This window comes from Pseudomonas sp. CC120222-01a (assembly GCF_003097235.1).
Taxonomy (GTDB): Bacteria; Pseudomonadota; Gammaproteobacteria; order Pseudomonadales; family Pseudomonadaceae; genus Aquipseudomonas.
Genome location: NZ_QEQQ01000005.1, coordinates 138,580 through 164,063 on the forward strand (window position 1 = coordinate 138,580; position 25,484 = coordinate 164,063).

The window sequence follows — 25,484 nt, forward strand, 5'->3', positions numbered from 1 at the left end:
TGTGGAAATCCCTGTGGGAGCGGCTCCAGCCGCGAAGAATCCAGCACTGCCCTCCCGCCCAACCCGATCGAACAAACTATCCTTCAGGTAGGTCAACCTTTAGGCGCGTCATCGCCAGATGACACACCCGAAGACGATCCCGGAGGGATGCTGATCGTGCACATCGCCGACATCACCATGTTCTACGCCCCGGCCAGCGGCGGCGTGCGGACTTACCTCGACGCCAAACACCATCGCCTCGACGCGCTTCCAGGCGTACGCCACAGCCTCCTCATCCCCGGCCCCAGCGCCAGCCATGCCGATGGCATCTACCAGGTCCCTGCACCGCCCCTGCCGTTTGGCAAAGGCTACCGCTTCCCGGTTCGCCTGGCGCCCTGGTGCAACGTGCTACGCCGCCTCAAGCCCGACCTGATCGAAGTCGGCGACCCGTACCTCACCGCCTGGGCCGCCCTGGAAGCCCGGCGCAAGCTCGACGTGCCGGTGATCGGCTTCTACCACTCCGACCTGCCGCTGCTGGTGAGCAACCGCATGGGTAACTGGTTCACGCCCAATGTCGAGGCCTATGTCAGCAAGTTGTATGGCAATTTCGACCGGGTACTGGCGCCCAGCCTGGTGATGGCCGACAAGCTACGCCGCCTGGATGTACGTGACGTGCATGTGCAACGCCTGGGTGTCGACCTGCAGACCTTCCATCCTGGCCATTGCGACCCGCATCTGCGCGCCCAGTTGGGCATAGCCGATACCAGCCGCCTGCTTATCTATGCCGGGCGCGGTTCACGGGAAAAGAACTTGCCGGTGCTGCTCGAATGCATGCAACACCTCGGGCAGCCCTATCACCTGTTGCTGGTTGGTTCCAACATGCCAGCCAGCGTGCCCGGGAACGTCAGCGTCATCGACCAGTTCCGCCCGCCGCAGGAAGTTGCCCGCCTGATGGCCAGCGCCGACCTGCTGGTGCACGCCGGCGATCAGGAAACCTTCGGCCTGGTCATCCTCGAAGCCATGGCCAGCGCCACACCGGTGGTCGCGGTACGCGCCGGGGCCTTCGGCGAGATCGTCAACGAACATTGCGGGCGCTTGTGCCGGCCCAACGATAGCCAGGCCATGGCCCTGGCCGTACGCGAAGCGTTCGAAACAGGGGTACGCAAGCTCGGCGCCCAGGCCCGCCTGCATGTGGAGCAGCACTATTCGTGGGACAACGTGGTGGCTGGCCTGCTGCAACACTACCAGGCGGTACTTGGCCACCAACCCCAGGTACGCGCCCATGGCTGAGCCTGCAGGGGCCTCGGGCAGCCTGATGCTGGTGCTGCACGATATCGCGCCCGAAACCTGGCCGGACTACCAGCCGTTCGTGCAGGCCGTGGACGAAATGGGCAATGTGCCGATGACCTGGCTGGTGGTGCCAGACTTTCATCACCGCAACCCGCTGACCCGCTCACCAACCTTCTGCCGCCTGCTCGAACGGCGCCTGGCCCGGGGTGACGAACTGGCGTTGCACGGCTTCTACCACGCCGACGACGGGCCCACGCCGCGCAGCCTCGGCGAGTACTTCATGCGCCGTATCTACACCCACGAAGGCGAGTTCTATGCCCTTGACCAGGCGCAAGCCCTGCAGCGCCTGGAACAAGGCCTGGCCCTGTTCGCCGGGCAAGGCTGGCCGGTGGCCGGTTTCGTCGCTCCGGGCTGGCTGATGAGCCAAGGCACCCGGCAGGCCCTGAGCCAACTGCCGCTGCGCTACACCAGCACGCCCCAGCACCTGTATCGCTTGCCGGACTTCACCGCGTTCGAGGCCCCGGGGCTGGTATGGAGCGCACGCAGCGCGTGGCGCCGGGGGCTGTCGAGGGTGGTCTGCGACTGGCAGTGCCGGCACTGGCGCACCGCTGAAACCCTGCGACTTGGCTTGCACCCGGTGGACATGCGCCACCGCTCAGCGCGCAACTATTGGCTGCGCACCCTCGACAACCTGCTGCTGCAAGGCCGTGAGCCGCTGACCAAGTTGGCCTGGCTGGAGCGCCAGGTGATCGCATGAACCGCTTCGGCTGGCTGGCCCTGGCACTGGCTGGCGCCTTGCTGGTGCCAGCGCTGCTCGGCGGCAACGAGCTGCTGCCCAGGCTGGCGACCTTCGACACCACGCTGCTGATGACCCTGCTCGGCATGATCCTGCTGTGCTGGGTGATCAATGCCATGCGCTTGCGCCTGCTGCTCGGCGAGCAAGCGACGCAGCTTGGCCGTGTGCGCAGCCTCGGCGTGGTGATGGCCACCGAGTTCGCGATCTGTACCACGCCTGGCGGCAGCGGCGGCCCGATCACCCTCATGGCCCTGCTCGCCCGTGACCGCATCGGGCCGGCCCGCAGTGGTGCGGTATTTGCCATGGATCAGTTGAACGACCTGCTGTTCTTCTTCTGCGCGATGCTGGCGATTGCCGGTTATGCCCTGTTCCACAGCCTTGGGCGCAGCCAGCAAAGCATGCTGCTGGGCAGCGCGCTGCTGCTGTGCGTTGCGCTGGCCACGATCGTCGTGCTGCTGCGTTATCGGCGGGCGCTGATGCGCTTCAACGGGCGGGTGCTGCAGCGCCTGGGCATGCCTGGCAAGCGCAGACGTCGCTGGGCGCGCAAGGTCCTGCATTTCATCGACGCCCTGGCACAGACCTGGCAGCTGCCAAAACGCACCCTGGCGATGGTGTTCACCCTCACCTGCCTGCACTGGAGCCTGCGCTACAGCGTGCTGTACCTGGTACTGCAGGGCTTGGGGGTAGAGCTGTCGTGGATCCCGAGCTTCCTGGTGCAGATGCTGTCACTCAGCGCCGGGCAATTCAGCCTGCTGCCAGGTGGCGCCGGTGCCGCCGAGCTGACCTCGGCCAGCCTGCTGTCACCGCTGGTGGGCAGTTCGACAGCCGCAGCGGCGATCCTGATCTGGCGGGCGATCACTTACTACTTTTATCTGCTGGCGGGTGGGCCGGTGTTTGTCTGCCTGCTGGCGCGTCCTTTGCTGGAGCGCTGGCGGCGTCAGGCGGGTTGAGCTGGCGCCACAATTCGGCGGCATCGGGGAAGTCGGTGCCGTCGTCGTCGCTCAGGGCTTCGGGGTCGTAGCGGGCCAGGCAGCCTTCGCCGAGGGTGGGGGGAGCTGAGGCAGTGGGTTTGTTGCGTGAGATTGCCATCTTGTTCTCCGCAAAAGCATTGGGGGCCGCCATGCAGCCCCCGCAGTGGTATCAATCGAATACCACGGTCTTGTTGCCATGCACCAGCACGCGGTCTTCCAGGTGATAGCGCAGGCCACGGGCCAGCACCATCTTCTCGACGTCACGGCCGAAGCGGACCATGTCTTCGATGCTGTCGGCGTGGCTCACACGCACCACGTCCTGCTCGATGATCGGGCCGGCATCCAGCTCTTCGGTCACGTAGTGGCAGGTCGCACCGATCAGCTTCACGCCACGCAGGGCGGCCTGGTGATACGGCTTGGCGCCGACGAACGACGGCAGGAAGCTGTGGTGGATGTTGATGACCTTCTCGGCATAGTCCTGGCACAGTTGCGGCGGCAGGATCTGCATGTAACGCGCCAGCACCACCACGTCAGCCGCATGCTCCTGGACCAGGCGCGACACTTCGGCAAAGGCCGGAGCCTTGTCTTTCGGATCGACCGGCACGTGGAAGAATGGAATGCCGTGCCACTCGACCATGCTGCGCAGGTCGTTGTGGTTGGAAATCACACACGGGATCTCGCAATCCAGCTCATCCGTGTGCCAGCGGTGCAGCAGGTCGGCCAGGCAGTGCGATTCGCGGCTGGCCATCAGTACCACGCGCTTCTTCTGCGCCGAGTCGGTGATACGCCAAGTCATGGAGAACTCTTCGGCGATCGGCGCGAAGGCTTCGCGGAACGCCTCGATACCGAATGGCAGCGATTCGGCGCGGATTTCATGGCGCATGAAGAACCAACCGCTCTGCTCATCAGAGTGGTGGCTGGCTTCGTTGATCCAGCCATTGTACAAGGCCAGGAAATTACTGACTTTCGCCACGATGCCAACACGGTCGGGGCAGGCGATCACCAGACGATAGGTGCGCATGAATTAAGACTCCAGAACTTCGCAAAGGCGCTCATTCTAGCGGCACGACCAGAAAAACGCAGTAATCATTACGCCGGCCGGTAGCGACATGCCCGGCAGACCTGGCGGTAACCCCGGCTACTACAGCCTGATGACAATCAGGACGAAGCGCAGGGCCATATGTAAATTTTTCTTAATCTTGAGATAATTTGTCACAGGGCTAATAACAGTTAAGTGTCGAATAATAGGTTTACTTGAGAGTATCGCCTGTCTATTATTGCCTCACACATTTCTGAACACGCATTAAGGAACACTCCATGTCCCTGATCAACGAATACCGCGCTACCGAAGAAGCCATCAAGGAACTTCAGGCCCGCCTGGCCAACCTGTCGCAGGATGACAAGCTGAAGAAAGAACTGGAGTTCGAAGGCAAACTGCGCACCCTGATGGGCGAGTACTCCAAGTCGCTGCGCGACGTCATCGCCCTGCTCGACCCAGAGTCGAAACTGAGCAAAGCCCCACGCGGTGCAGCGAAACCAGTTGCTACCAAGCGTGCGCGCAAGGTCAAGCAATACAAGAACCCGCACAACGGTGAAGTGATCGAAACCAAAGGCGGCAACCACAAGACCCTGAAAGAATGGAAAGCCAAATGGGGTGGTGACGTGGTTGAAAGCTGGGCGACCCTGCTGGACTGATTGTCCACAGCAACGCTTTGTATATACAAACAAGAACGCCGGCATGATGCCGGCGTTTTTGTTTGCTCATTCAAAGGCTGATAGCAAACTGCTCACTCAAGTTGCGAGCATGCACCTGCCAGGCGTCCAGCACCCGCCGCCCGGCCTCGTCGGCGTTGGCCCAGGCGCTCTGCCTGGCCTGCTCGAAATCACCCAGCGTGTTCGGTGCACCCCATTGCGGGTCACTCAGACGCTGCTGGCAGAAGCCATACCAGCGCTGGCGCTCTTCGCTGTTCAAGGTTTCCGGGAAGTTACGCGCGCGGTAGCGGAACAACAACTCCGGCAGGCGCGGATCATCGAACATCCAGTGGCCATGCCCTAATTGCGCAGGGTCCAGCGTGCGAACTTGCTCGCACAGGCGGCGGTCACGGTCACCGATGAATCCGTCATACAACTGCTGTTCCGGGTCTTCAACCGCAGCAAAGTCCTCCTTGCCGTAGATAAGCTCAAGCTTGTCCTGCCATTCAGCCTGTTGATTAGCCAACTGTTCAGCGCGTGATTGCATCAGTGCCAGATCGATGCCCAGTCGCTGCTGATCGGCAGGGCGCAATACCGAAAGCGGAGCGACTACCGGGCAGCGATTGATCTGTACCAACTTGAGCGGCACCGGTAATTGTCCTTCAGATAATTCCTCATGCCGCGTGTACAAACGCTCGCGCAGTACCTCGGCACTTTCCCTTATCAACGGTAGGGTTTCCTGATGCAGGTCGCACACAATCAGTGCATTGCGATTACGCGGGTGCCAGGCCAATGGCAGGACCACCCCCAGATAATTACGCGCCGCAGAAAAGCGCCCGGATATATGTACCAGAGGCTGCAACAGACGGATCTGTTCCATCACTTTGTGCTTGCTGCGCAACTGGAACAGCCACTCGTACAACTTCGGTTGTTTCTGCCTTATCAGGCGTGCCAGAGCAATCGTGGCCCGTACGTCGGAAAGCGCTTCATGGGCATGCCCGTGGTCGATGCCATTGGCCTGGCTGAGCAACTCCAGACGCAGGCTGGTGCGCCCATCCTGTTGCGGCCAGACGATGCCTTCCGGACGCAGGGCGTAGGCAGTGCGCACGACGTCGATCAGGTCCCAGCGGCTGTTGCCGCCCTGCCACTCGCGGGCATAAGGGTCGAAGAAGTTGCGGTACAGGCTGTAGCGGGTCACTTCGTCGTCGAAGCGCAAGGTGTTGTAGCCGGCACTGCAGGTGCCGGGGCGCGCCAGTTGCTGGTGGACCCGCGTCATGAACTCGGCCTCGCACAGGCCCTGGCTGGCGAGTTGCTCGGGGGTGATGCCAGTGACCAGGCAGGCGGCCGGGTGCGGCAGGATATCGTCCGAAGGGCGGCAATAGAGGTTGATCGGCTCTTCGATCTCGTTGAGTTCGAAATCGGTGCGCACACCAGCGACCTGCAACGGCCGGTCGCAGCGTGGGTTGATGCCAGTGGTTTCGTAGTCGTGCCAGAAGATGCTGGAAGTCACGGGGTCGTCCTGTTTCGAGGTCGACCCGATTTTAGCGGAGACAGGCTCAGGCGGAAGCGTTGGCGGGGCGGAAACTGAAATAGTCGCGCAGCGAGCGGACGAATTCATCGTATTCGCGCGGCGCCTGCAGCAGCATGAAACCGGAATCGTAGTGGCCCGGGGTCTGGTCTTCGCGGCACCACAGGCAACTGGCGGTCAGGTTGATGAACTGAAATCCGCCACCGGCCAGCGGGATGCGCAATTGCAACTCGAAGTCCGGCCCGACCAGCACAGGCAGCGAGCTGATCAGCATGATCCCGTCTTCGGAGGCATTGCCCAGCTGACCGATCGGCTGATCGGTAAAGCGGTTGTAGACCTTGAGCACACAAGGCAACTGATGGCGTTCGATATGGCGCTGGATGAACATGATCGCGAGTGCAGTCCCGTACCTGATGCCAGGAATGCAAGGTACTGGCGGTTGTTGTAACAGCTGGGTTACAGATTAGCGCAGCGCGCCGGTCAAATCCCGTGAAATTAATGACACCTTGGTGTTAACGCCAAGTAGGGGTATTGACCGGGTTAGCCACCGCCGCCTCTGCACCACGGTAGTGCCCGAGCTTCTGCAGGGTCTCCAGGCGCGCCTTGGCCCGGTAGGCGTATTCATTGCCCGGGTACTGCTGGATCAGGTACTCGTAGGTCTGCGCCGCATCCACATAAAGCATGTCGCGTTCCAGGCACTGGCCGCGCAGCAGCGACACTTCCGGGTGGATGAACGGCCGCGCACGGCTGGTGCGGTCGACCTGCGACAGCTCCAGCATGACCTTCGAACAATCGCCCCGGTCATAGGCGCGGTAGGCGTTGTTCAGGTGGTGGTCCATGGACCAGCGGGTGCAGCCGACAGTGCTGGCCGCCAGGGCGATTATGATCAGGGCGCGCATGGGGTATCTCCTTTGATGCCTGTTTATCGGCCATTGCCGGCAAATCTTCACAGCCATTTGCAAGGATACTCCCACCCGTTCAAATGCCACCCTGCATTGGTCGCAGGTAGTGCAACGGAACAATGACTACAGCGCAATTGAGGAGTAGCCTTTCGCTGCGCTTCACTATAGGAGTCTGTGCATGAGCATCCGCCGTACCAAAATCGTCGCCACCCTTGGCCCCGCCAGCAACTCGCCGGAAGTGATCGAACAGCTGATCCTCGCCGGCCTTGACGTGGCACGCCTGAACTTCTCCCACGGCACGCCGGACGAGCACAAGGCACGCGCCCGCCTGATCCGTGACATCGCCGCCAAGAACGGCCGCCATGTCGCACTGCTGGGCGACCTGCAGGGTCCGAAGATCCGCATCGCCAAGTTCGCCAACAAGCGCATCGAACTGAAGATCGGTGACAAGTTCACCTTCTCCACCGCCCACCCGCTGACCGAAGGCAACCAGGACATCGTCGGTATCGACTATCCCGACCTGGTCAAGGATTGCGGCGTTGGTGACGAACTGCTGCTCGACGACGGCCGCGTGGTCATGCGCGTCGAGACCGCCACCGCAGACGCCCTGCACTGCGTGGTGATCATCGGTGGCCCGCTGTCGGACCACAAAGGCATCAACCGCAAAGGTGGCGGCCTGACCGCGCCGGCCCTGACCGAAAAAGACAAGGCCGACATCAAGCTCGCCGCGGAAATGGACCTGGACTACCTGGCCGTCTCCTTCCCGCGTGACGCCAGCGACATGGAATACGCCCGCAAGCTGCGTGACGAAGCCGGCGGCAGCGCCTGGCTGGTGGCCAAGATCGAGCGCGCCGAGGCCGTTGCCGACGACGAAACCCTCGACAAGCTGATCCTCGCTTCCGATGCCGTGATGGTTGCTCGTGGCGACCTGGGCGTGGAAATCGGCGACGCCGAGCTGATCGCCATCCAGAAGAAGATCATCCAGCACGCCCGCCGCAACAACAAGGCGGTGATCGTCGCGACCCAGATGATGGAGTCGATGATCCAGAACCCGATGCCGACCCGTGCCGAAGTGTCCGACGTGGCCAACGCCGTGCTCGACAACACCGACGCGGTGATGCTGTCGGCCGAGAGCGCCGCCGGTTCTTACCCGATCGAAGCCGTACAGGCCATGGCCCGTATCTGCTCCGGTGCCGAAAAGCACCCGACCAGCCAGAAGTCCAGCCACCGCCTGCACACCACCTTCGAGCGTTGCGACGAAAGCATCGCCCTGGCGGCCATGTACACCGCCAACCACTTCCCGGGCGTGAAGGCGATCATCGCCCTGACCGAAAGTGGCTACACCCCGCTGATCATGTCGCGCCTGCGTTCGCACGTGCCGATCTTCGCACTGTCGCCGCACCGCGCCACCCAGGCCCGTGCCAACATGTTCCGCGGCGTCTACCCGATCGCCTTCGACCCGGCGTCGCTGCCGGCCGACAAGGTCAGCCAGGCGGCCGTCGACGAGCTGCTCAAGCGCGGCCTGGTGGAGCAAGGTGACTGGGTAATCCTGACCAAGGGTGACAGCTACCACACCATCGGTGGCACCAACGGCATGAAGATCCTGCACGTCGGTGATCCGCTGGTCGGCTGATTGCTCCAAATGGGGCCGCTTTGCGGCCCTTTCGCGACGCAAGGCCGCTCCCACAAAGGAATGGCGTACACCGCCCTATGTGGGAGCGGCCTTGCGTCGCGATAGGAGGGCAAAGCCCTCCCAGCTCACTCAAGCATGCTCGACGAACACATCAGCAAACACCTGCCCCCGCGGCACCCCGGCAATAAACAGCCGACGGGCAAACCGCTCGACACTCCCCGGCGCCCCGCACACCAGCGCCACTGTCTGCCGCGATGACGGCCGCAACCCCGCCAACGCTTGCTCCATCTGCTCCGCCAGCACCCGCTCGACCTTCACACCCTTCAGTTGCATCAACGGCTCGGCCAGATAGTGCCCAGCGCTATCCCGCGCCACATGCACCACCCGAATCTCCCCTTGATGCCCCTGCCGCAATGCCTCACGCAAGATGCCCCACAACGGCGCCAGGCCGGTGCCCGCTGCCAGCAACCAGAGCGGCCGCGCCTGCCAGTCCGGGTCGTAGTGCAACGCCCCGCCCCTGAACTCACCCAGGCGCAACTCATCGCCCGCCTTCAGCCCACGGGCCTGGTCGCAAAAGGCCCCTGCGCGCTGGCAATCGATATGAAATTCGAGGTAATCATCTTCCCCCGGCAGGCTGGCCAGGGAATAAGGCCGAGCTACCGCACCCAACCACAACACCACATGTTGCCCCGCCTGATAACGCAACGCCCGCTCGGGACGCAGGCGCAAACGCAGCACGTCGCCAAACCAGTCCACCGCGCAAACTCGCGCCGGCACGCCGTCCTGCTGCGGGTCGAACACAGCCACGCGCAGGTCGTCGACTACCCGGCACTGGCAGGCCAGGCGCCAGCCCTGGGCGTGCTTGTCCAGCGCCAGGGCCTCGGGCAAGGCATCCGCCGGCTGCCCATCCAGGCAATGCACCAGGCAGGCGTGGCAACTGCCAGCACGGCAACTGTAGGGCACGTTGAAACCGGCCTCGTTGAGGGCATCGAGCAGGTTGCTGCCGGTCGGCACCGTCCAGCGGCGCGCGCCCACGCAAAGTTCGGGCATGGTAAGTCTGTCTCCATCGATCACCGGGTCACTGTATGCCAAGCGCGCATTGGCAGCAAAAAGGATGCCTGGCTCCTGCCGACCATGGTCCAGACCACGCGCAGGTGTTTCGCGCGGTGAGGCGCGCTATACTGCCGCGCCCTTTTGCGTCGGCCAGCCTGCCGGCGCGCCTTGCAAGGCGCTTCGACACGCTGGTCGGCACCGTCGAGCGTCTTTTTGAATGTTCCCGTCTTTAAGAGGAGCGCGCTGCATGACCGTGATCAAGCAAGACGACCTGATTCAGAGCGTCGCCGACGCCCTGCAATTCATCTCGTACTACCACCCCGTCGATTTCATCCAGGCGATGCACGAAGCCTACCTGCGTGAAGAGTCGCCCGCTGCACGCGATTCGATCGCCCAGATCCTGATCAACTCGCGCATGTGCGCCACCGGCCACCGCCCGATCTGCCAGGACACCGGTATCGTCACCGTGTTCATCCGCGTGGGCATGGACGTGCGCTGGGATGGCGCCACCATGAGCGTCGACGACATGATCAACGAAGGTGTGCGTCGCGCCTACAACCTGCCTGAAAACGTCCTGCGCGCTTCGATCCTGGCCGACCCGGCCGGTGCCCGCAAGAACACCAAGGACAACACTCCGGCCGTCATCCACTACTCCATCGTCCCGGGCGACAAGGTCGAAGTCGACGTCGCAGCCAAAGGCGGCGGCTCGGAGAACAAGTCGAAGATGGCCATGCTCAACCCGTCCGACTCGATCGTCGACTGGGTGCTGAAGACCGTTCCGACCATGGGCGCTGGCTGGTGCCCGCCTGGCATGCTCGGCATCGGCATCGGCGGTACCGCCGAGAAGGCTGCGGTCATGGCCAAGGAAGTGTTGATGGAGTCCATCGACATCCACGAACTGAAAGCCCGTGGCCCGCAGAACCGCCTCGAAGAGATCCGCCTGGAGCTGTTCGAGAAGGTCAACCAGCTGGGCATCGGCGCCCAGGGCCTGGGTGGCCTGACCACCGTGCTCGACGTCAAGATCATGGACTACCCGACTCACGCCGCCTCGCTGCCGGTGTGCATGATCCCGAACTGCGCCGCCACCCGTCACGCCCACTTCGTGCTCGACGGCAACGGCCCGGCCGAGCTGGAAGCTCCGTCGCTGGACGCCTACCCGGAAATCGTCTGGGAAGCCGGCCCGAGCGCCCGCCGCGTGAACCTCGACGACATCACCCCGGAAGAAGTTGCCAGCTGGAAGCCGGGCGAGACCATCCTGCTCAACGGCAAGATGCTCACCGGCCGCGATGCCGCACACAAGCGCATGGTCGAGATGCTCAACCGCGGTGAAGAACTGCCGGTGGACCTCAAAGGTCGCTTCATCTACTACGTCGGCCCGGTCGACCCGGTCGGTGACGAAGTGGTAGGCCCAGCCGGCCCGACCACTGCCACCCGCATGGACAAGTTCACCCGCCAGATCCTCGAGCAGACCGGTCTGCTGGGCATGATCGGCAAGTCCGAGCGTGGCCCGACCGCGATCGAAGCGATCAAGGACAACAAGGCCGTGTACCTGATGGCCGTGGGTGGCGCTGCCTACCTGGTTGCCCAGGCCATCCGCAAGTCGAAGGTCCTGGCCTTCGCCGAGCTGGGCATGGAAGCGATCTACGAGTTCGAGGTCAAGGACATGCCGGTGACCGTCGCTGTCGACAGCAACGGTGAGTCGGTGCACATCACTGGCCCTGCCCTGTGGCAGAGCAAGATTGCCCAGAGCCTGGCAGTCGAAGTGAAGTAAGCCTGCTGCAACCGTGTTGACTTCTTCGCGGGTGAACCCGCTCCCACAAGGGATCGCAATCCCCCTGTGGGAGCGGGTTTACCCGCGAAGAGGCCGCAACGGTTCTACACAATTCTGTCAAATTGCTCCGGCCAGTCCCTGCGGGTAAACACCTGCCCCTCCTGCCTCACCCGCCGCACTTCCTCAAGATTCACCTCGCACACCAGCCACTGGCTGCTCACCGGGCTCAACGCCTCACTCAACGCGATCACCCCGTCCCCCGGCATCCCGTGATCCGGCGGAACGAACAGCCCAGCCCGGCCGATGTTCTCATCCAGTGCCGGCGACCAGGGTGCCACCCCTACCGTCGGGCTTTGCAACACGGCAATCTGGTTTTCCAGTGCCCGTGCCTGCGCACCAATGCGCACCCGGTGGTAGCCCGCCTCGGTGTCGGTGCAGCTCGGCGCCAGGATCAGGTCGGCACCACCCTCAGCCAGGCGCCGCGCCAGCATCGGGAACTCGTTGTCATAGCAGATCAGGATGCCCAGGCGCCCAAGATCGGTGTCGAACACCTGCAACCCTTGACCTGCAGCAATGCCCCACTGCTCCCGCTCGAAGCGGGTCATCATCAGCTTGTCCTGATAGCCGAGCACACCCTTGGGGCCGAACAGCCAGGCACGGTTACGGTACCGCCCATCAAGGTCGAGCACCGGCAGGCTGCCTGGTTGCAGGTAGATGCCCCAGCGCCGGGCAATTCCTTCGCACAACGCCAGCCACGGCTCGATCAGCGGCTGGATGCCGGCGATCGAAGCCAGGAGGTCGCCACGCTGCTCGGCCGGTAACTGGCCGCTAAGCACCAGCCCGGCGTATTCCGGCATGAGCAGCAGTTCAGCACCCGCCTCCACTGCCTCGGCGCACAAGGCCTGCAGGTGGTCAGCATACGCATCCCAGGTTTCATGCAGCTCGATGGCGTACTGGCAGGCCGCGAGGCGGATCAAATCGGCAGTTCCTTGGTCCAGAACGACAGGATCTTTTCCGAGCTTTCCTGCTCGTCCAGGTCGCGCCAGGCGTAGCGAGTGCGCAGGGAGGGGTCATGCAGGAAGCCACGATTGCGCCAGAACCCGTGCAGCGGTTTGTAGTCGGCAGGCCGGCGCGGGTGCACACCTGGGCGCTCCACGGCACAGAACGCGCAGAAGTCGAATTCGGCCAGTTTGTGGGCATAGGACTCGCGCTCGATGAAGAAGCGCACGCCCAGGCCTCGGCCACGGTACTCCGGCAGTACCAGCGACTCACCGAAATAGTAGACGCTGGCCGGGTCGCGCCCCAGGGCCAGGAACGGCTGCTGGAACTCAGAGGCTACATCCACCAGCGGCAGGCCGGTCGAGGCGCCCACCACCTGGCCGTCGTCCAGGGCCAGCACCACCAGGCTGCGCCCAGAGCGGGCATAGCTGGCCAGGTAGTCGGCCTCGTACTCCGGGGTGCCGTCGTAAAGGTAGGGAAACTCGCGAAACACGGTCAGGCGCAGGCGAGCGAGGTCATCGATGTAAGGCGCGATAGCGGCGCCGTGCAACAGGCGTATTTCCATGCTTGGCGGTCGTTTTGTCGATGTGGATGACGCGCTCGGCTAAGCCGGGCTTGAGGGGAAACCCTATCATCCGAGCCAGCACACCGCCTTTTCCCTACACGACAGGTATTGTTCCATGACCGCTACCGAACTGGTAAATGCTTACTACGCCGCCTTCAATGCGGGCGACATGCCCGCGTTCCTGGCACTGCTCAGCGAAGACGTGATCCACGACATCAACCAGGGCGAGCGGCACATGGGCAAAGCGAAATTCGCCGCGTTCATGGACAAGATGAACCGCTGCTACCGCGAACGCCTGGCCGACATCGTGGTGATGCAGAACGCCGACGGCAGCCGGGCGGCGGCGGAGTTCACCGTGCATGGCGAATACCTGGCCGACGACGAAGGGTTGCCTGCGGCCAATGGGCAGACCTACGTGCTGCCGGCGGGGGCCTTTTTCTACATTCATTGCGGCAAGATTGCCCGGGTCACCAACTACTACAACCTCAATGATTGGGTTGAGCAAGTTGCCTAAGCGCTGCGATCCTTGTAGGAGCGGCCTTGTGTCGCGAAAGGGGCGCGCAGCGGCCCCAAGATGTGAGCTCCGCCGCTGATATCGCCGGGGCTGCTTCGCAGCCCTTTCGCGACACAAGGCCGCTCCTACAAGGCCAGGTCAATCAGGCGATACGGGTGCCCAGCACCTTGAGGAAGGCCGCCAGCCACGCCGGGTGTGCAGGCCAGGCGGGCGCGGTCACCAGGTTGCCATCGACATGCGCCTGGTCCACCGCGATATCGATGAACGTGCCCCCGGCCAGGCGCACCTCCGGCGCACAGGCCGGATACGCACTGCACTCGCGCCCTTCCAGCACACCCGCTGCCGCCAGCAGCTGCGCGCCATGGCACACCGCCGCAATCGGCTTGCCGGCCTGGTCGAACGCTCGCACCAGCTCCAGCACCTTCTCATCCAGGCGCAGGTACTCCGGTGCCCGGCCGCCGGGGATCAGCAACGCGTCGTAACCCTCGGCCCGCACCCGTACGAAGTCGTAGTTCAGGGCGAAATTGTGCCCAGGCTTCTCGCTGTAGGTCTGCTCGCCTTCGAAATCATGAATCGCCGTGCGCACGGTCTGCCCCGCGACCTTCTCCGGGCACACCGCATGCACCGTGTGGCCGACCATGCTCAGTGCCTGGAACGGCACCATGGCTTCGTAATCTTCGACATAGTCGCCAACCAGCATGAGAATCTTCTTCGCCGTCATCGCATCCACTCCTTCGATAGCTTAGGGACAGTCACTGCACGATAGCCGCTCTCAGTCGCGCCGGTCGAGCAAGTTGACCACCAGCCGGTCCAGCCAGCCCCATACGCGCTGCTTCACCCGACGCCACAGCGGCCGGGCATGCCAGTGGTCCAGGTCGACCACCTCGCTCAAGGCAAAATCACGCTCGAAGCTGGCCTGCACGGCAGCCGTCAACGGCGGGTCGAGCGCCTCGATGTTGGCCTCCAGGTTGAAGCGCAGGTTCCAGTGATCGAAGTTGCACGAACCGATACTGACCCAGTCGTCGATCAGCACCATCTTCAGGTGCAGGAAGCAAGGCTGGTATTCGTAGATGCGCACCCCGGCACGCAGCAATCGAGGGTAATAGCGGTGCCCGGCATAACGCACCGAAGGATGGTCGGTGCGTGGCCCGGTCAACAGCAAACGCACGTCGACGCCTTTGCTGGCGGCACGGCGCAACGACCGGCGCACGCTCCAGGTCGGCAGGAAGTAAGGCGTGGCCAGCCACACCCGCTGCTTGCCACTGTTGATCGCCCGGACCAGCGAATGCAGGATGTCCTGGTGCTGACGGGCGTCGGCATAGGCCACCCGGCCCATGCCCTGGCCTTGCGCCGGCACCTTGGGCAGGCGCGGCAGGCCGAAGCCCTCGGCCGGGCGCCAGGCGGTGCGGCGGTTGTTGGCTTGCCACTGGCGGTCGAACAGCAACTGCCAGTCGTTCACCACTGGTCCTCGCATCTGTACCATCACCTCGTGCCATTCACTGGCTGTCTCACCCGGCGTCCAGAACTCGTCGGTGACGCCCGTGCCACCCACCACCGCCCAGCGCTCGTCCACCAGCAACAGCTTGCGGTGGTCGCGGTACAGGTTGCGAAAACCCCGTTTCCAGCGCAGGCGGTTGTACCAGCGCAAGTACACCCCGGCCTCCAGCAAGCGCTGGCGCAGCGCTGCGGTAAAGGCCAGCGAGCCATAGTCGTCGAACAGGCAACGCACCCGTACACCCCGCAATGCTGCCTGCTCCAGCGCCTCGACCACCGCCTCGGCGCAGGCACCGGCTTCGACCAGGTACAGCTCAAGGTCGACCTGGAACTCGGCGCGCAGGATTGCCTGCAGCATGCGCGGAAAAAACTCGGGGCCGTCGATCAGCAGTTCGAACTCATTGCCGCCCCGCCAGGGGAAGACCGGCCCCGGCATGTCAGCGAGCGTTGAAGATCAGTACCGCATTGACCGGTACCGACGGGTTGATGGATTTCAGCTTGGCGAACTTGCGCAGGCTTTCCAGCCCTGGCAACAGACCGAAGTCCGAGGCTCGCAGCACCAGCGGTTCGAGCGTCACCACCTGAAAGCGCCGCTCATCCAGGCGAGTGGCCAGCAGCAGCGCGTTGTAACTGTGCGATTGGCCATGCAGGGTGACGGTCAGCGGCAGGCGCAGTTCGATCTGTGCGCCATCAGCCAGGTCATTGATTGGCCGCAGCTCGATCTGCGCCTTCACGCTCGCCTCGGCGAAGCGCTCCACCTCGAACAGGTTGTCGCGCATCTGCTCGTCACGCAGCGGGATACCGCTGCTCACCGAGTCCATCTCGATGCTCAGCGCAGCCGTACCCTTGCGGTCGACGCTGCCGTGCAATACCAGAAAGCGATGTACCTCGGCGGTATCGCCGTTCTTGCCGGTGACGAATGACAGGCGTGAAGACTCGCCATCGAGGTGCCAGTTGGCGTGGGCGGGCAGGCACAAAGCCAGCAACAGGGCAGGCAGGAAACGGGGCAGCTTGAACATGACAGGTCTCGTGAAACTTGACCGCCAACCTTACCCGCCCGCCCTCACGGCAGCAAGCGGCAGCCTGCCTGCGCGCCTTGCCAGGCCGCCTGGTTGCGCTGGCCCAGGCCCTCGGCGGTAACCCGTCGTTGTGGGCCGTCTTCTTCCAGCCGGCTCAGGGGCAACCATTGCTTCACATAGCCCCGGCAATAGGCCTCGTCAAAGCCCATGACGAAGCGGCACGAGCAGTACTCCTTGGCCGAATAGGCCGACAGGATGCCCGGGAAGTCCGCCAGCGCCTGGCGCTCCAGCCAGGCCCAGCCGAGCAAGGCGACGATCACCAGCAACAGCACGCGCTTCATGCGCCCTCCTTGGCCAGCGCCGCCAGCACCCGCTTGAGCAGTTCGTTGTGCTGGTAGCTGCCGTCACGGTCATCGGCATAGCGCACGATCAGCAGTTTCTGCGACGGCACGATATACAGCGCCTGGCCCCAATGACCGAGCGCGGCGTAGGTATCGGTCGGGGCGTCAGGCCACGGTGTCGGGCTGCCCGGCAATGGCAGGTTGAGCCACCAGTGTCCGCCCGGGTTGGCTTCGCCGGGCATCGCCGCGGCCTGGGTAAACGCTGTGCGGTTGAAGGCAACCCAGCTCGGCGGCAGCAGCTGGCGACCTTGCCAGCGGCCATCGCGCTGCATCAGCAAGCCGATGCGCGCCAGGTCCCGGGCACTGAGATAGAGGTAGGAAGAGCCAACGAACGTACCTGCGCCATCACGCTCCCAGACCGCGCTGTCGATACCCAGCGGAGTGAACAGTGCCTGCCAGGGGTAGTCGGCATAGGTGCCGGCATCGAGCATGCCGCGCAAGGCGGCTGCCAGCACGTTGCTGTCGCCGCTGGAGTAAAGAAAGCGCTGGCCCGGCTTTTCGGCGCCGGCGCGGGCGGCGGTATAGGCCGCCATGTCGTCGCGCCCACGGGTATAGAGCATGGCCACGACGGAGGACTTCAACGGTGCGTACTCGTAGTCTTCCTGCCAGTCCAGGCCGCTGGCCCAGTGCAGCAGGTCGGCCAGGTGTACGTCAGGATGGGCCTGCATCGGCGGGTAGAAGCGTGCGGCCGGGTCTTGCAGCTGGAAACGGCCTTCACCCTGGGCGACGCCGAGCACGGTGGCCAGCACGCTCTTGCTGACCGACCAGGTCAGGTGCGCGGTATTGGCGGTGGAGGGGGCACTGTAACGTTCGTGGAGGATGCGACCGTCACGGATAATCAGCAGGGCGTCGGTGCGGATGCCGCTGCGTTCGCCAGCGTCGCGCTCCGGGAAGGCGTAGGCGTCGACGGCCTGCCAGTCGAGGGCGGTGTTGTCGATTGGCCAGTCCGGTTCGGGCCAGACTTCGGCCCAGGCGGGACTCACCGTTAAAGCAAGAAGCAACGCAAATGCTTTCATCTTCATCGCCTGCTGTGGGGCCGCTGCGCGCCCCTTTCGCGACACAAGGCCGCTCCCACAGGAGTAGTGCAAATCCTGAGGTCTGCGCTGTTCCTGTGGGAGCGGCCTTGTGTCGCGAAAGGGCCGCAAAGCGGCCCCGGGATCTAAAAGATCACACAGTTTCTCAGGCCTTCATGACAACCCTGCTGCCAACCAAGCCTTGGCCAGACGCTTTTCCCGGGCCGCAGTGGCCAATGCCAATACGCCCTGATCCCGCTGCCACAGCTGCGCCCATTGCTCCGGCCCCGCCAGCAGCGCTTTGTCGATCGCCCCGCGCAGTTCCTGAAACTGCGAGAACAATCCCCCCAGCAACAAATGGCAGCCAACACTGTCGGCACACTGCCGGCTGCCCTCGGCACATCCCGCCAACAAACCCAGCAGACGCAGGCGAAGCTCCTGCGGCCAGCCGCACTCCTGCCCCACCCCATAGAGCCAGGCGGTCAGCGCCGCGAGCACGTACAAGTCCTCCAGCGAGCGGAACGGTTTGACGTATGCATCCCAACCATCGCCAGCCAGCAGCTCACAGGCCGCGTCCTGCAAGTGCAAGCGGCCATGCCCCACCTCGGGCATCAGCGGCAGGGTCGGCAGTGCCTCCAGCGACACCCCAGCCTCCCCCGGGTAAACCACCGCCAGGCTCAGCCGTGGCGCTTCACCCAGCGCTTCGCTGCGTGCGGCCACCAGCAGCCACTCGGCATCCAGGCCGGCGGTGACGAAATCCTTGTTGCCGTTCAGGCGCAAACCGACCAGCCGGGTATGCATGTCCGCCGGGCGCACGCTGCGCCGCTCGGTGGCGCACAACGCGCCAAGGCTGGCGGGTGCACTGGGCCACAGCACGCGCAGGGCGGCCTGGTAACCGATGAGAAAGGCCAGGCCCGGCGTGGCCATCGCGCGCCCGCCCAGCACCGCCAGTTCGAACGGGGCAACCGCGCCAAGGCGCTCGAGCTGCGCGGTATAGGTCTCGCCCAAGGTGCCGGCCAGGGGCTGGCGGAGGGGGTCGTTGAGTCGTTGCAACCAGGCCATCGGACGCTCCTTCAAGGGGGCTGTTCTGGGGTGTCATGCAAGCATCACCAAAGAGTCACAGGGGTGACACCGCGCCTACCTAGGCTGACTTTGCACAACAAAGCCGACCGGCCGCAACCCTTCATGGCTGGCTTATGGAGACTCGTAATGACTCGGATCGCTCACTCTGGCGACAACAGCACTGAACGCCGTCTGCAAGCCGAACGCCTGGTGGGCGCCGCGGCCCTGCAGGAAGCCCAGGCCCTGCGCTACAAGGTGTTCAGCGCAGAATTCAAGGCCAAGCTCAAAGGCGCCGAACTGGGCCTGGACATGGATGACTACGACGTACATTGCCGCCACATCGGCGTGCGCGACCTGAGCACTGGCGAGCTGGTAGCCACCACCCGCCTGCTCGACCACCAGGCCGCCAGCAGCCTGGGGCGCTTCTACAGCGAAGAAGAATTCAGCCTGCACGGCCTGCTGCAACTGCAGGGCCCGATCCTCGAACTGGGCCGCACCTGCGTCGCTGCGGAGTACCGCAACGGCGGCACCATCGCCGTGCTCTGGGGCGAACTGGCCGAAGTGCTCAACGAGGGCCGCTACAGCTACCTGATGGGTTGCGCCAGCATCCCCATGCAGGACGGCGGCGTGCAGGCCCACGCGGTCATGCAGCGCCTTCGCGAGCGCTATCTGTGCACCGAGCACCTGCGTGCCGAGCCGAAAAACCCGTTGCCCAGCCTGGCCCTGCCGAACAACGTCATCGCCGAAATGCCACCGCTGCTCAAGGCCTACATGCGCCTGGGCGCGAAGATCTGCGGCGAGCCGTGCTGGGACGAGGATTTCCAGGTGGCCGACGTGTTCATCCTGCTCAAGCGTGACGACCTCTGCCCGCGTTACGCCCGCCACTTCAAGGCAGCGGTCTGATGCCTGGCCTGCGGGTGCTCGCCCGCCTCTCGCGGCTGCTGCTGGTGCTGTCGCTCGGCATGCTCATGGCCGCTGTCATCGCCGTAGGCGAGCGACTGGGGATCAAGGCATCCATTGAACTTCGCCAGCGCTGGTCCTGCTGGTTCATGAAGCGACTGGTCGGCGCCCTGCCCTTCGAGGTGCGGGTGATCGGTGAACTGCCACAACGGCCGATGCTGTGGGTCAGCAATCACGTATCCTGGACCGACATTCCCCTGCTCGGCATGCTGCTGCCGTTGTCGTTCCTGTCCAAGGCCGAGGTCCGCCATTGGCCGGTGGCCGGCTGGCTGGCGGAGAAGGCCGGGACGTTGTTCATCCGCCGCGGCGGTGGTGACGGCCAGCGCCTGCGCGAACAGATCAGCGACCAGCTGGGGCAGGCACGGCCGCTGCTGATCTTCCCCGAAGGCACCACCACCGACGGGCGCCAGCTGCGCACCTTCCACGGCCGCCTGCTGGCCGGTGCCATCGACCAAGGCGTGGCCGTGCAGCCAGTGGCCATTCAGTACCTGCGCAATGGCGAGGCAGACCCGATTGCGCCGTTCATTGGCGACGATGACCTGGTTTCGCACCTGATGCGCTTGTTTGCCGAGCCTCGGGGTGAAGTGTGCATTCACATGTTGAAGCCGATAGGCAGCGTCGAGAAGGAACGTGCGGCGCTGGCGTTTCAGGCGCAACAGGCGATTCACATGGCGTTGTTCGGAGTCGAGGAAGTGGCGGTGGCTCCAAGGCGTCAAGCGCGCGCGGCTTGATTCTTTTATTACCTTTACTGGCCTCTTCGCGGGCTTGCCCGCGAAGAGGCCAGTACAGACAACACAAGGCTCAGCTGTCAGACAGTCTTCCTGCCGCAGCAAACGCCTGCAACTGTGGATAAAACTCGCGAAAATCCGCCAGCAACGGCTCATACAACCGCTCCAGCTCATCCATCACCCCAACCATCCCCTCCGGCCGTGACAAGCGTCGGGCAATGCCGTTGAACACCTGCTCCAACGTGGCGAAATCGCCATACGCTCCCAGCCAGTCATCCGCCGCCATGAACGGCGCAATCCGCGCCAGCCGCCCCGGAAGCTCGGGCTCGGCCAGCAGCACCTGATAAAAATCCCCGGTGAACTGCGCCAGCGGCTGCTCGGCGTAATCCCCCCAGTGCCGCGCCAGGCAATGGTCGAAAAACACGTCCAGGACGATCCCGGCAAAACGCCGCCGCTCCCGCGGAAAACGCGCCAGCGCCGCCAGCACCAAGGGATGCTGGTCGGTGTAGCTGTCGATATGCCGGTGCAGCCGGATCGCCGCCTCCAGCGCAGGCGGGAAGCGCCCCTCCAGCGAGCCTTTGACAAAGTCGCCATACAGGCTGCCGAGCAGTTGTTGCGGCGCCGGGCCGCCCAGGTGCAGGTGTGCGAGGTAGTTCATGGACGCAGTCTAGCACCGCCGTCACGTATATCGTTATAACGCGATATAGCGATTCGTGCTCAGCTCAGAACGTCTTCATATTTGTATATCGCGAAATACCGATGTACGTTTCGCCCTATCGCGATATACCGCTACAGCACGAGCCTCAACCCATGCCACTCGATCTCGACGAAATCATAAAAGCACTGGCCCACCCGGTCAGGCGAGAAATCCTCAGCTGGCTGAAAGACCCGGCAACGCAATTCCCCGACCAGTACCACAGCACCGAGAACGGCGTCTGTGCCGGGCAGATCGACCAGCGCTGCGGGCTGTCGCAATCGACCGTCTCTGCCCACCTGGCCACCTTGCAGCGGGCCGGCCTGATCAGCAGCCAGAAGGTCGGCCAGTGGCACTTCTTCAAACGCAACGAAGCCACCATCGAGGCGTTCCTCGAACAACTGCGCCAAGCGCTTTGACAAGGCAGGTAACCGTTATGACCACGCTTTTCGATCCGATCCAACTGGGCGACGTGCAACTGCCCAACCGCATCATCATGGCCCCGCTGACCCGCTGCCGCGCCGATGAAGGCCGCGTGCCCAATGCGCTGATGGCCGAATACTACGTGCAGCGTGCCAGTGCCGGCCTGATTCTCAGCGAGGCGACATCGGTCAGCGCGATGGGCGTCGGCTACCCCGACACCCCCGGCATCTGGAATGACCAGCAGGTACGTGGCTGGCACAACGTCACCCAGGCCGTGCACGGCGCTGGCGGGCGCATTTTCCTGCAGCTGTGGCACGTTGGCCGTATCTCCCACCCCAGCTACCTCAATGGTGAGCTGCCGGTGGCCCCCAGCGCGATCCAGGCCAAAGGCCACGTCAGCCTGGTGCGCCCGCTGAGCGGCTACCCGACCCCGCGTGCACTGGAAACCGAAGAGATCGCCGACATTGTCGAGGCCTACCGCAGTGGTGCCGAGAACGCCAAGGCCGCTGGCTTCGATGGCGTGGAGATTCACGGCGCCAACGGCTACCTGCTCGACCAGTTCCTGCAGAGCAGCACCAACCAGCGCACCGACCGCTACGGCGGCTCGCTGGAAAACCGCGCACGGCTGCTGCTGGAAGTGACCGATGCGGCCATTGAAGTCTGGGGAGCAGGCCGCGTCGGCGTGCACCTGGCGCCACGGGCCGATGCCCACGACATGGGCGATGCCGACCGCGCCGAGACCTTCACCTACGTGGCGCGCGAGCTGGGTAAACGCGGCATTGCCTTTATCTGCTCGCGGGAGAAGGAAGCCGACGACAGCATCGGCCCACTGATCAAAGCGGCATTTGGCGGGCCTTACATCGTCAACGAGCGCTTCGACAAGGCCAGTGCCAATGCTGCATTGGCGGCGGGCAAGGCCGATGCGGTGGCATTTGGCGTGCCGTTTATCGCCAACCCTGATCTGCCGGCGCGGCTGGCGGCGGATGCGCCGTTGAATGAGGCACATCCGGAGACCTTCTATGGCAAAGGGCCGGTGGGTTACATCGACTACCCGCGCCTGTAATTGAGATCGCCGGGGAGGGCAAAGCCCTCCCCTGCACTTTCAAGGCCGGGAATTGATCTGCTGTTGCAGGTTCTGAATCTGGCTTTGCAAGGTGTTGAGGTTGCGCGTGGTCTGCCCGCGGAACGCATCGAACTCCTGCACCGACGCCCCGCTCGACGATGCCGTGCGGTTTTCCATCTGGGTCTTGAGCACCAGCACATCCTGCTCCAGGCTGTCGATCGCGGCTTTCTGATTGCCCTGCTTCTTCAGTGCAGCCACCTCATCGTTAAGGCTCTTGAACTGACCATCGAGCTTGCCGCCATCCACCTGCCCCGACTTCAGCGCCGCCAGCTCGCCGTTCACCGCTTTCAACTGTGCCTGCAACTGGGTCTGCAGCTCGGTCACCGCCTTCTGCTGCTCACGGGTATCGGCCAGCACCTGCTCCAGGCGCTTGCCCAGGTCACCCGCCTGCCCTGCCACACCTTGCTGCTGCTTGCCCTGCTCGGCCAGGCTGGCCTGCAACTGACGGATCTGCAACTTCAGTGCTTCACTGCCGGTGGTACTCGTGGTCTCGCTGGCATCGACCTTGCCGCTGATTGCCTGCAAACGCCCGGCGGCTTCTTCGCTGATCCGCGCAAAGCTTTCCTGGGTAGCCACCAGTTGCTGCTCCATCAGCGAAATCTGCTGGAAGCTCCACCAGCCAAGCCCCGCCAAGGCGATGAACGCTGCCCCCAGCAATGCCCACAGCGGCCCGTTGCTGGCCGGTTTGGCGGCCTTCTGGCGGCTGCGCGAGACGTGCGCCGGGAGCAACTCGTCGTCATCGGGAGTACCTGCCCGCAAGGTGGGCACATCATTGAAATCGTCGTTGGCATCGTTACGCATAGGTGGCTTCAACCGCGGTGGTAGCAAAGAGACATGAGTATAAACCGCTCGTGCGGCGCACTGATGACCAACATCTGCGCATCTGGTTCACTGACCGTGCGGTTGATGCTTCCACCAGGCGCAGAATTCATCCAGCGCGGTCCACAGGCTGACCTTGGGCTGGTAATCCAGGTATTGGCGGGCACGGCTGATATCCAGGGTGAAATCACGGCTCATGACTTGCATGCCCAAACGCGACAAGGTCGGCTGTGGGCGCCCGGGCCAAAGCATGCAGGCCGCTTCGTTCAAGGCCGCCAGGCTGTAGGCCAAGCCATAGGAACGGTAACGGGTAACCTGTGGCAACTGCATCTGGCGCATCACGTAGTTGACCACGTCCCACAGCGGCAGCGGCTGGCCGTTGCTGATGTTGTAGGCCTGGCCCAAGGCGCGGTCTTCAGCGAACAGCGCGCTGAGCAGTGCCTCGTTGAGGTTGTGCACGCTGGTGAAATCGACTTTGTTCAGGCCGTTGCCGATGATCGCCACCCGGCCCTTGCGCTGCATCTGCATCAAGCGCGGGAAGATGCTCGCATCACCGGCCCCGGTGACGAAACGTGGGCGCAGCGCCAGCACTTCCAGGCCGAACTCCTGAGCACCGAAGACTTTCTGCTCGGCGATATGCTTGGTTTGCCCATAGTGGTCGTGAAAACGGCGCGGCACCTGGTCTTCACGGATACCCACGCGCGAACGGCCGTTGAAATAGATCGACGGCGACGACAAATGCACCAGGCGCCGCACATGCTCCTTGAGGCAGCCCTCGACGACGTTTTCCGTGACCACCACGTTGCCTTGGTAGAAGTCCTGATAACGCCCCCAGTTACCCACCGCGCCCGCGCAGTGCACCACGGCCTCGACCCCCTGGCAAAGGCGACGGGCCAGTTCAGGGTCACCCAGGTCGCCAGGGATGAACTGCGCACCTCGCTTGACCAGGTGCTCCACGCCTTCGGCACGCCGGCCGCTGACCCGCACAGCCAGGCCTTGCTCCAGGGCATAGCGCGCAAAGCGCCCGCCAATGAAGCCGCTCGCGCCGGTGACCAGAATTTGCATGTATGACTCCGCCTTGATTTCAGATGCAACAGACGCCAGCCGCCGCTACAAGGGCACCAGCCAATGCCGTGCCGTGTGCCGCAGGTGTTCGGTCAGTTGCGCGAGCAGGTGCCCGCCGTTGCGCCAATGATGCCAGTACAACGGCACATCGATGGGGGTATCGCTGCAGATTTCCACCAACTGGCCGTTGGCCAACTGTTCACGCGCCTGCAACTCGGGTACCAGGCCCCAGCCCAGACCAGCCTCGGTCATGCGCAGAAAGCCTTCGGACGACGGGCACAAGTGATGCAGAAAGCCGTCCTGAATTCCCAGCGAAGCCAGGTAACGGTGCTGCAGGAAATCGTCCGGCCCATAGACGATGGCCGGCGTGCGGGCCAGCCGCTGCGCCGCGAAACCCTGCGGGAAATACCGCGCCATGAACCCTGGGCTGGCCAGCGCCCGATAGCGCATGGCCCCCAACGGCAGGCTGCGTGCACCCGCCACTGGCCGTTCGCTGCCACACAGGCAGGCTGCCACTTCACCGGCACGCATGCGCTTGAGGCCGACCTCCTGGTCTTCCACCACCAGGTCGGTGAGCAACTGATGCTCGGCGCAGAATGCCCCCACCGCACCGGACCACCAGGTCGCCAGGCTGTCGGCGTTGAGGGCGATGCGCAGACGCTCGGGCATGCCCTCCTCGTCCAGCGCCGGTACCTGGCGCTGCAGGTCACGTTCAAGCAGCCGTACCTGTTGCACATGGTTGAGCAATTGCCGGCCGACCTCGGTCGGGCTCGGCGGTGCAGCACGCACCAGCACCGGTTGGCCGACCCGCGCTTCAAGCAACTTGATGCGCTGCGAAATGGCCGACTGTGACAGCCCCAGCACCTGCGCGGCACGTTCGAAACCGCCTTGCTCGATCACCGCCGCGAGGGCAGCCAGCAGCTTGTAGTCGAACATCGATTTTCCTAATGACGGATCAGCTCTATTTGTTTTTCTTATACAGCGACACTC

Annotated in this window: 28 protein-coding genes; 11 read left to right on the forward strand and 17 right to left on the reverse strand. The window is 63.8% G+C overall.

Annotation, left to right across the window (positions count from 1 at the left end):
• The first annotated feature begins 147 nt into the window (after window positions 1–147).
• Genes N430_RS09050 through N430_RS09060 form a run of 3 tightly spaced genes read left to right on the forward strand, consistent with a single transcriptional unit; the run spans window position 148 to window position 3,015 of the window.
• Window positions 148–1,269 carry a glycosyltransferase family 1 protein gene (locus tag N430_RS09050; RefSeq protein ID WP_110635958.1) on the forward strand — a complete coding sequence of 374 codons (1,122 nt, stop codon included), beginning with the start codon at window positions 148–150 and terminating at the stop codon, window positions 1,267–1,269.
• Entirely contained in the window at window positions 1,262–2,026 is a 765-nt protein-coding gene (locus N430_RS09055; RefSeq protein ID WP_110635954.1) for a DUF2334 domain-containing protein, read from the forward strand. The genes N430_RS09050 and N430_RS09055 overlap by 8 nt, the downstream gene beginning before the upstream one ends.
• Window positions 2,023–3,015, forward strand: a complete 993-nt coding sequence (locus N430_RS09060; protein WP_110635951.1) for a lysylphosphatidylglycerol synthase transmembrane domain-containing protein — start codon at window positions 2,023–2,025, stop codon at window positions 3,013–3,015. Before N430_RS09055 ends, N430_RS09060 begins: the two co-directional genes overlap by 4 nt.
• 190 nt (window positions 3,016–3,205) lie before the next feature.
• Here N430_RS09060 and purU read toward each other — a convergent pair whose 3' ends face one another.
• Window positions 3,206–4,057: a formyltetrahydrofolate deformylase gene (purU, locus tag N430_RS09070; protein WP_023378897.1), complete on the reverse strand. Its 852-nt coding sequence runs from the start codon at window positions 4,055–4,057 to the stop codon at window positions 3,206–3,208.
• Window positions 4,058–4,353: 296 nt separating this feature from the next.
• On the opposite strand from purU, the gene mvaT reads away from it, so the two are divergent.
• Complete coding sequence (gene mvaT, locus N430_RS09075; protein WP_027917937.1) at window positions 4,354–4,731, forward strand: histone-like nucleoid-structuring protein MvaT; 378 nt, start codon at window positions 4,354–4,356, stop codon at window positions 4,729–4,731.
• 70 nt (window positions 4,732–4,801) lie between these two features.
• On the opposite strand, the gene sbcB is transcribed toward mvaT, so the two are convergent.
• From sbcB to N430_RS09090, 3 genes are all read right to left on the reverse strand, one after another.
• Window positions 4,802–6,238, reverse strand: coding sequence for an exodeoxyribonuclease I (gene sbcB, locus N430_RS09080; protein ID WP_110635949.1), 1,437 nt, complete (start codon window positions 6,236–6,238; stop codon window positions 4,802–4,804).
• Between the two features lie 46 nt (window positions 6,239–6,284).
• Window positions 6,285–6,644, reverse strand: coding sequence for a PilZ domain-containing protein (locus tag N430_RS09085; RefSeq protein WP_110635946.1), 360 nt, complete (start codon window positions 6,642–6,644; stop codon window positions 6,285–6,287).
• A 124-nt stretch (window positions 6,645–6,768) separates the two neighbouring features.
• Entirely contained in the window at window positions 6,769–7,155 is a 387-nt protein-coding gene (locus N430_RS09090; RefSeq protein WP_110635943.1) for a tetratricopeptide repeat protein, read from the reverse strand.
• Between the two features lie 181 nt (window positions 7,156–7,336).
• On the opposite strand from N430_RS09090, the gene pyk reads away from it, so the two are divergent.
• On the forward strand, window positions 7,337–8,791 hold the full coding sequence (gene pyk, locus N430_RS09095) for a pyruvate kinase (RefSeq protein ID WP_110635940.1): 1,455 nt from the start codon (window positions 7,337–7,339) through the stop codon (window positions 8,789–8,791).
• 129 nt (window positions 8,792–8,920) lie between these two features.
• Here pyk and N430_RS09100 read toward each other — a convergent pair whose 3' ends face one another.
• On the reverse strand, window positions 8,921–9,841 hold the full coding sequence (locus N430_RS09100; protein ID WP_110635938.1) for an iron-sulfur-binding ferredoxin reductase: 921 nt from the start codon (window positions 9,839–9,841) through the stop codon (window positions 8,921–8,923).
• A 250-nt stretch (window positions 9,842–10,091) separates the two neighbouring features.
• On the opposite strand from N430_RS09100, the gene N430_RS09105 reads away from it, so the two are divergent.
• Window positions 10,092–11,615 carry a fumarate hydratase gene (locus tag N430_RS09105; protein WP_110635935.1) on the forward strand — a complete coding sequence of 508 codons (1,524 nt, stop codon included), beginning with the start codon at window positions 10,092–10,094 and terminating at the stop codon, window positions 11,613–11,615.
• A gap of 104 nt (window positions 11,616–11,719) precedes the next feature.
• On the opposite strand, the gene N430_RS09110 is transcribed toward N430_RS09105, so the two are convergent.
• Window positions 11,720–12,592, reverse strand: a complete 873-nt coding sequence (locus tag N430_RS09110; RefSeq protein WP_110635933.1) for a carbon-nitrogen hydrolase family protein — start codon at window positions 12,590–12,592, stop codon at window positions 11,720–11,722.
• The gene (locus tag N430_RS09115; RefSeq protein ID WP_110635930.1) at window positions 12,589–13,179 is read right to left on the reverse strand and encodes a GNAT family N-acetyltransferase; all 591 of its coding nucleotides are present in this window, start codon (window positions 13,177–13,179) and stop codon (window positions 12,589–12,591) included. Before N430_RS09115 ends, N430_RS09110 begins: the two co-directional genes overlap by 4 nt.
• A gap of 115 nt (window positions 13,180–13,294) precedes the next feature.
• Here N430_RS09115 and N430_RS09120 point away from each other — a divergent pair, with 115 nt between their 5' ends.
• A complete protein-coding gene (locus N430_RS09120) occupies window positions 13,295–13,693 on the forward strand; it encodes a nuclear transport factor 2 family protein (protein WP_110635927.1) in 399 nt (132 codons plus the stop codon).
• A 142-nt stretch (window positions 13,694–13,835) separates the two neighbouring features.
• Here N430_RS09120 and N430_RS09125 read toward each other — a convergent pair whose 3' ends face one another.
• From N430_RS09125 to N430_RS09150, 6 genes are all read right to left on the reverse strand, one after another.
• On the reverse strand, window positions 13,836–14,414 hold the full coding sequence (locus N430_RS09125; RefSeq protein WP_054885073.1) for a DJ-1/PfpI family protein: 579 nt from the start codon (window positions 14,412–14,414) through the stop codon (window positions 13,836–13,838).
• 51 nt (window positions 14,415–14,465) lie between these two features.
• Window positions 14,466–15,623 carry a phosphatidylserine/phosphatidylglycerophosphate/cardiolipin synthase family protein gene (locus tag N430_RS09130; RefSeq protein ID WP_110635924.1) on the reverse strand — a complete coding sequence of 386 codons (1,158 nt, stop codon included), beginning with the start codon at window positions 15,621–15,623 and terminating at the stop codon, window positions 14,466–14,468.
• 1 nt (window position 15,624) lies between these two features.
• Window positions 15,625–16,206: a YceI family protein gene (locus N430_RS09135; protein ID WP_110635921.1), complete on the reverse strand. Its 582-nt coding sequence runs from the start codon at window positions 16,204–16,206 to the stop codon at window positions 15,625–15,627.
• A gap of 44 nt (window positions 16,207–16,250) precedes the next feature.
• On the reverse strand, window positions 16,251–16,547 hold the full coding sequence (locus tag N430_RS09140) for an amidase (RefSeq protein ID WP_110635916.1): 297 nt from the start codon (window positions 16,545–16,547) through the stop codon (window positions 16,251–16,253).
• Window positions 16,544–17,623: a serine hydrolase gene (locus N430_RS09145; RefSeq protein ID WP_110635914.1), complete on the reverse strand. Its 1,080-nt coding sequence runs from the start codon at window positions 17,621–17,623 to the stop codon at window positions 16,544–16,546. Before N430_RS09145 ends, N430_RS09140 begins: the two co-directional genes overlap by 4 nt.
• Window positions 17,624–17,794: 171 nt before the next feature.
• A complete protein-coding gene (locus N430_RS09150; protein WP_110635911.1) occupies window positions 17,795–18,682 on the reverse strand; it encodes an acyl-CoA dehydrogenase in 888 nt (295 codons plus the stop codon).
• 147 nt (window positions 18,683–18,829) lie between these two features.
• Between N430_RS09150 and olsB the strand changes: the two genes are divergently transcribed.
• Together olsB and N430_RS09160 are read left to right on the forward strand one after the other, a co-directional pair.
• Window positions 18,830–19,585 (forward strand): L-ornithine N(alpha)-acyltransferase, encoded by a 756-nt coding sequence (gene olsB, locus N430_RS09155; RefSeq protein ID WP_103449290.1) that lies wholly within the window; start codon window positions 18,830–18,832, stop codon window positions 19,583–19,585.
• The gene (locus tag N430_RS09160) at window positions 19,585–20,373 is read left to right on the forward strand and encodes a lysophospholipid acyltransferase family protein (protein WP_110635908.1); all 789 of its coding nucleotides are present in this window, start codon (window positions 19,585–19,587) and stop codon (window positions 20,371–20,373) included. The genes olsB and N430_RS09160 overlap by 1 nt, the downstream gene beginning before the upstream one ends.
• A 70-nt stretch (window positions 20,374–20,443) precedes the next feature.
• Here the strand turns inward: N430_RS09160 and N430_RS09165 are convergent, their stop codons facing one another.
• Window positions 20,444–21,028, reverse strand: a complete 585-nt coding sequence (locus N430_RS09165; protein WP_110635905.1) for an ACP phosphodiesterase — start codon at window positions 21,026–21,028, stop codon at window positions 20,444–20,446.
• 152 nt (window positions 21,029–21,180) lie between these two features.
• On the opposite strand from N430_RS09165, the gene N430_RS09170 reads away from it, so the two are divergent.
• Window positions 21,181–21,483, forward strand: coding sequence for a helix-turn-helix transcriptional regulator (locus tag N430_RS09170; protein ID WP_054885082.1), 303 nt, complete (start codon window positions 21,181–21,183; stop codon window positions 21,481–21,483).
• Window positions 21,484–21,500: 17 nt separating this feature from the next.
• Entirely contained in the window at window positions 21,501–22,550 is a 1,050-nt protein-coding gene (locus N430_RS09175) for an alkene reductase (RefSeq protein WP_110635902.1), read from the forward strand.
• 39 nt (window positions 22,551–22,589) lie between these two features.
• On the opposite strand, the gene N430_RS09180 is transcribed toward N430_RS09175, so the two are convergent.
• The 3 genes from N430_RS09180 to N430_RS09190 all read right to left on the reverse strand — a co-directional run bounded on the left by N430_RS09180 (window position 22,590) and on the right by N430_RS09190 (window position 25,430).
• Window positions 22,590–23,411, reverse strand: coding sequence for an ATPase (locus N430_RS09180; protein ID WP_110635899.1), 822 nt, complete (start codon window positions 23,409–23,411; stop codon window positions 22,590–22,592).
• A gap of 87 nt (window positions 23,412–23,498) precedes the next feature.
• Window positions 23,499–24,494 carry an NAD(P)-dependent oxidoreductase gene (locus N430_RS09185; protein WP_110635896.1) on the reverse strand — a complete coding sequence of 332 codons (996 nt, stop codon included), beginning with the start codon at window positions 24,492–24,494 and terminating at the stop codon, window positions 23,499–23,501.
• Between the two features lie 45 nt (window positions 24,495–24,539).
• On the reverse strand, window positions 24,540–25,430 hold the full coding sequence (locus N430_RS09190; RefSeq protein ID WP_110635893.1) for a LysR family transcriptional regulator ArgP: 891 nt from the start codon (window positions 25,428–25,430) through the stop codon (window positions 24,540–24,542).
• Between the last annotated feature and the right edge of the window lie 54 nt (window positions 25,431–25,484).

Bases quoted from the DNA above. Each gene is read 5' to 3' on its own strand.
- N430_RS09050 (WP_110635958.1), top strand. From the start codon at position 148: ATGCTGATCGTGCACATCGCCGACATCACCATGTTCTACGCCCCGGCC.
- N430_RS09055 (WP_110635954.1), top strand. From the start codon at position 1,262: ATGGCTGAGCCTGCAGGGGCCTCGGGCAGCCTGATGCTGGTGCTGCAC.
- N430_RS09060 (WP_110635951.1), top strand. From the start codon at position 2,023: ATGAACCGCTTCGGCTGGCTGGCCCTGGCACTGGCTGGCGCCTTGCTG.
- purU (WP_023378897.1), bottom strand. From the start codon at position 4,057: ATGCGCACCTATCGTCTGGTGATCGCCTGCCCCGACCGTGTTGGCATC.
- mvaT (WP_027917937.1), top strand. From the start codon at position 4,354: ATGTCCCTGATCAACGAATACCGCGCTACCGAAGAAGCCATCAAGGAA.
- N430_RS09085 (WP_110635946.1), bottom strand. From the start codon at position 6,644: ATGTTCATCCAGCGCCATATCGAACGCCATCAGTTGCCTTGTGTGCTC.
- N430_RS09090 (WP_110635943.1), bottom strand. From the start codon at position 7,155: ATGCGCGCCCTGATCATAATCGCCCTGGCGGCCAGCACTGTCGGCTGC.
- pyk (WP_110635940.1), top strand. From the start codon at position 7,337: ATGAGCATCCGCCGTACCAAAATCGTCGCCACCCTTGGCCCCGCCAGC.
- N430_RS09100 (WP_110635938.1), bottom strand. From the start codon at position 9,841: ATGCCCGAACTTTGCGTGGGCGCGCGCCGCTGGACGGTGCCGACCGGC.
- N430_RS09105 (WP_110635935.1), top strand. From the start codon at position 10,092: ATGACCGTGATCAAGCAAGACGACCTGATTCAGAGCGTCGCCGACGCC.
- N430_RS09115 (WP_110635930.1), bottom strand. From the start codon at position 13,179: ATGGAAATACGCCTGTTGCACGGCGCCGCTATCGCGCCTTACATCGAT.
- N430_RS09120 (WP_110635927.1), top strand. From the start codon at position 13,295: ATGACCGCTACCGAACTGGTAAATGCTTACTACGCCGCCTTCAATGCG.
- N430_RS09125 (WP_054885073.1), bottom strand. From the start codon at position 14,414: ATGACGGCGAAGAAGATTCTCATGCTGGTTGGCGACTATGTCGAAGAT.
- N430_RS09130 (WP_110635924.1), bottom strand. From the start codon at position 15,623: ATGCCGGGGCCGGTCTTCCCCTGGCGGGGCGGCAATGAGTTCGAACTG.
- N430_RS09135 (WP_110635921.1), bottom strand. From the start codon at position 16,206: ATGTTCAAGCTGCCCCGTTTCCTGCCTGCCCTGTTGCTGGCTTTGTGC.
- N430_RS09140 (WP_110635916.1), bottom strand. From the start codon at position 16,547: ATGAAGCGCGTGCTGTTGCTGGTGATCGTCGCCTTGCTCGGCTGGGCC.
- N430_RS09145 (WP_110635914.1), bottom strand. From the start codon at position 17,623: ATGAAAGCATTTGCGTTGCTTCTTGCTTTAACGGTGAGTCCCGCCTGG.
- N430_RS09150 (WP_110635911.1), bottom strand. From the start codon at position 18,682: ATGGCCTGGTTGCAACGACTCAACGACCCCCTCCGCCAGCCCCTGGCC.
- olsB (WP_103449290.1), top strand. From the start codon at position 18,830: ATGACTCGGATCGCTCACTCTGGCGACAACAGCACTGAACGCCGTCTG.
- N430_RS09160 (WP_110635908.1), top strand. From the start codon at position 19,585: ATGCCTGGCCTGCGGGTGCTCGCCCGCCTCTCGCGGCTGCTGCTGGTG.
- N430_RS09165 (WP_110635905.1), bottom strand. From the start codon at position 21,028: ATGAACTACCTCGCACACCTGCACCTGGGCGGCCCGGCGCCGCAACAA.
- N430_RS09170 (WP_054885082.1), top strand. From the start codon at position 21,181: ATGCCACTCGATCTCGACGAAATCATAAAAGCACTGGCCCACCCGGTC.
- N430_RS09175 (WP_110635902.1), top strand. From the start codon at position 21,501: ATGACCACGCTTTTCGATCCGATCCAACTGGGCGACGTGCAACTGCCC.
- N430_RS09180 (WP_110635899.1), bottom strand. From the start codon at position 23,411: ATGCGTAACGATGCCAACGACGATTTCAATGATGTGCCCACCTTGCGG.
- N430_RS09185 (WP_110635896.1), bottom strand. From the start codon at position 24,494: ATGCAAATTCTGGTCACCGGCGCGAGCGGCTTCATTGGCGGGCGCTTT.
- N430_RS09190 (WP_110635893.1), bottom strand. From the start codon at position 25,430: ATGTTCGACTACAAGCTGCTGGCTGCCCTCGCGGCGGTGATCGAGCAA.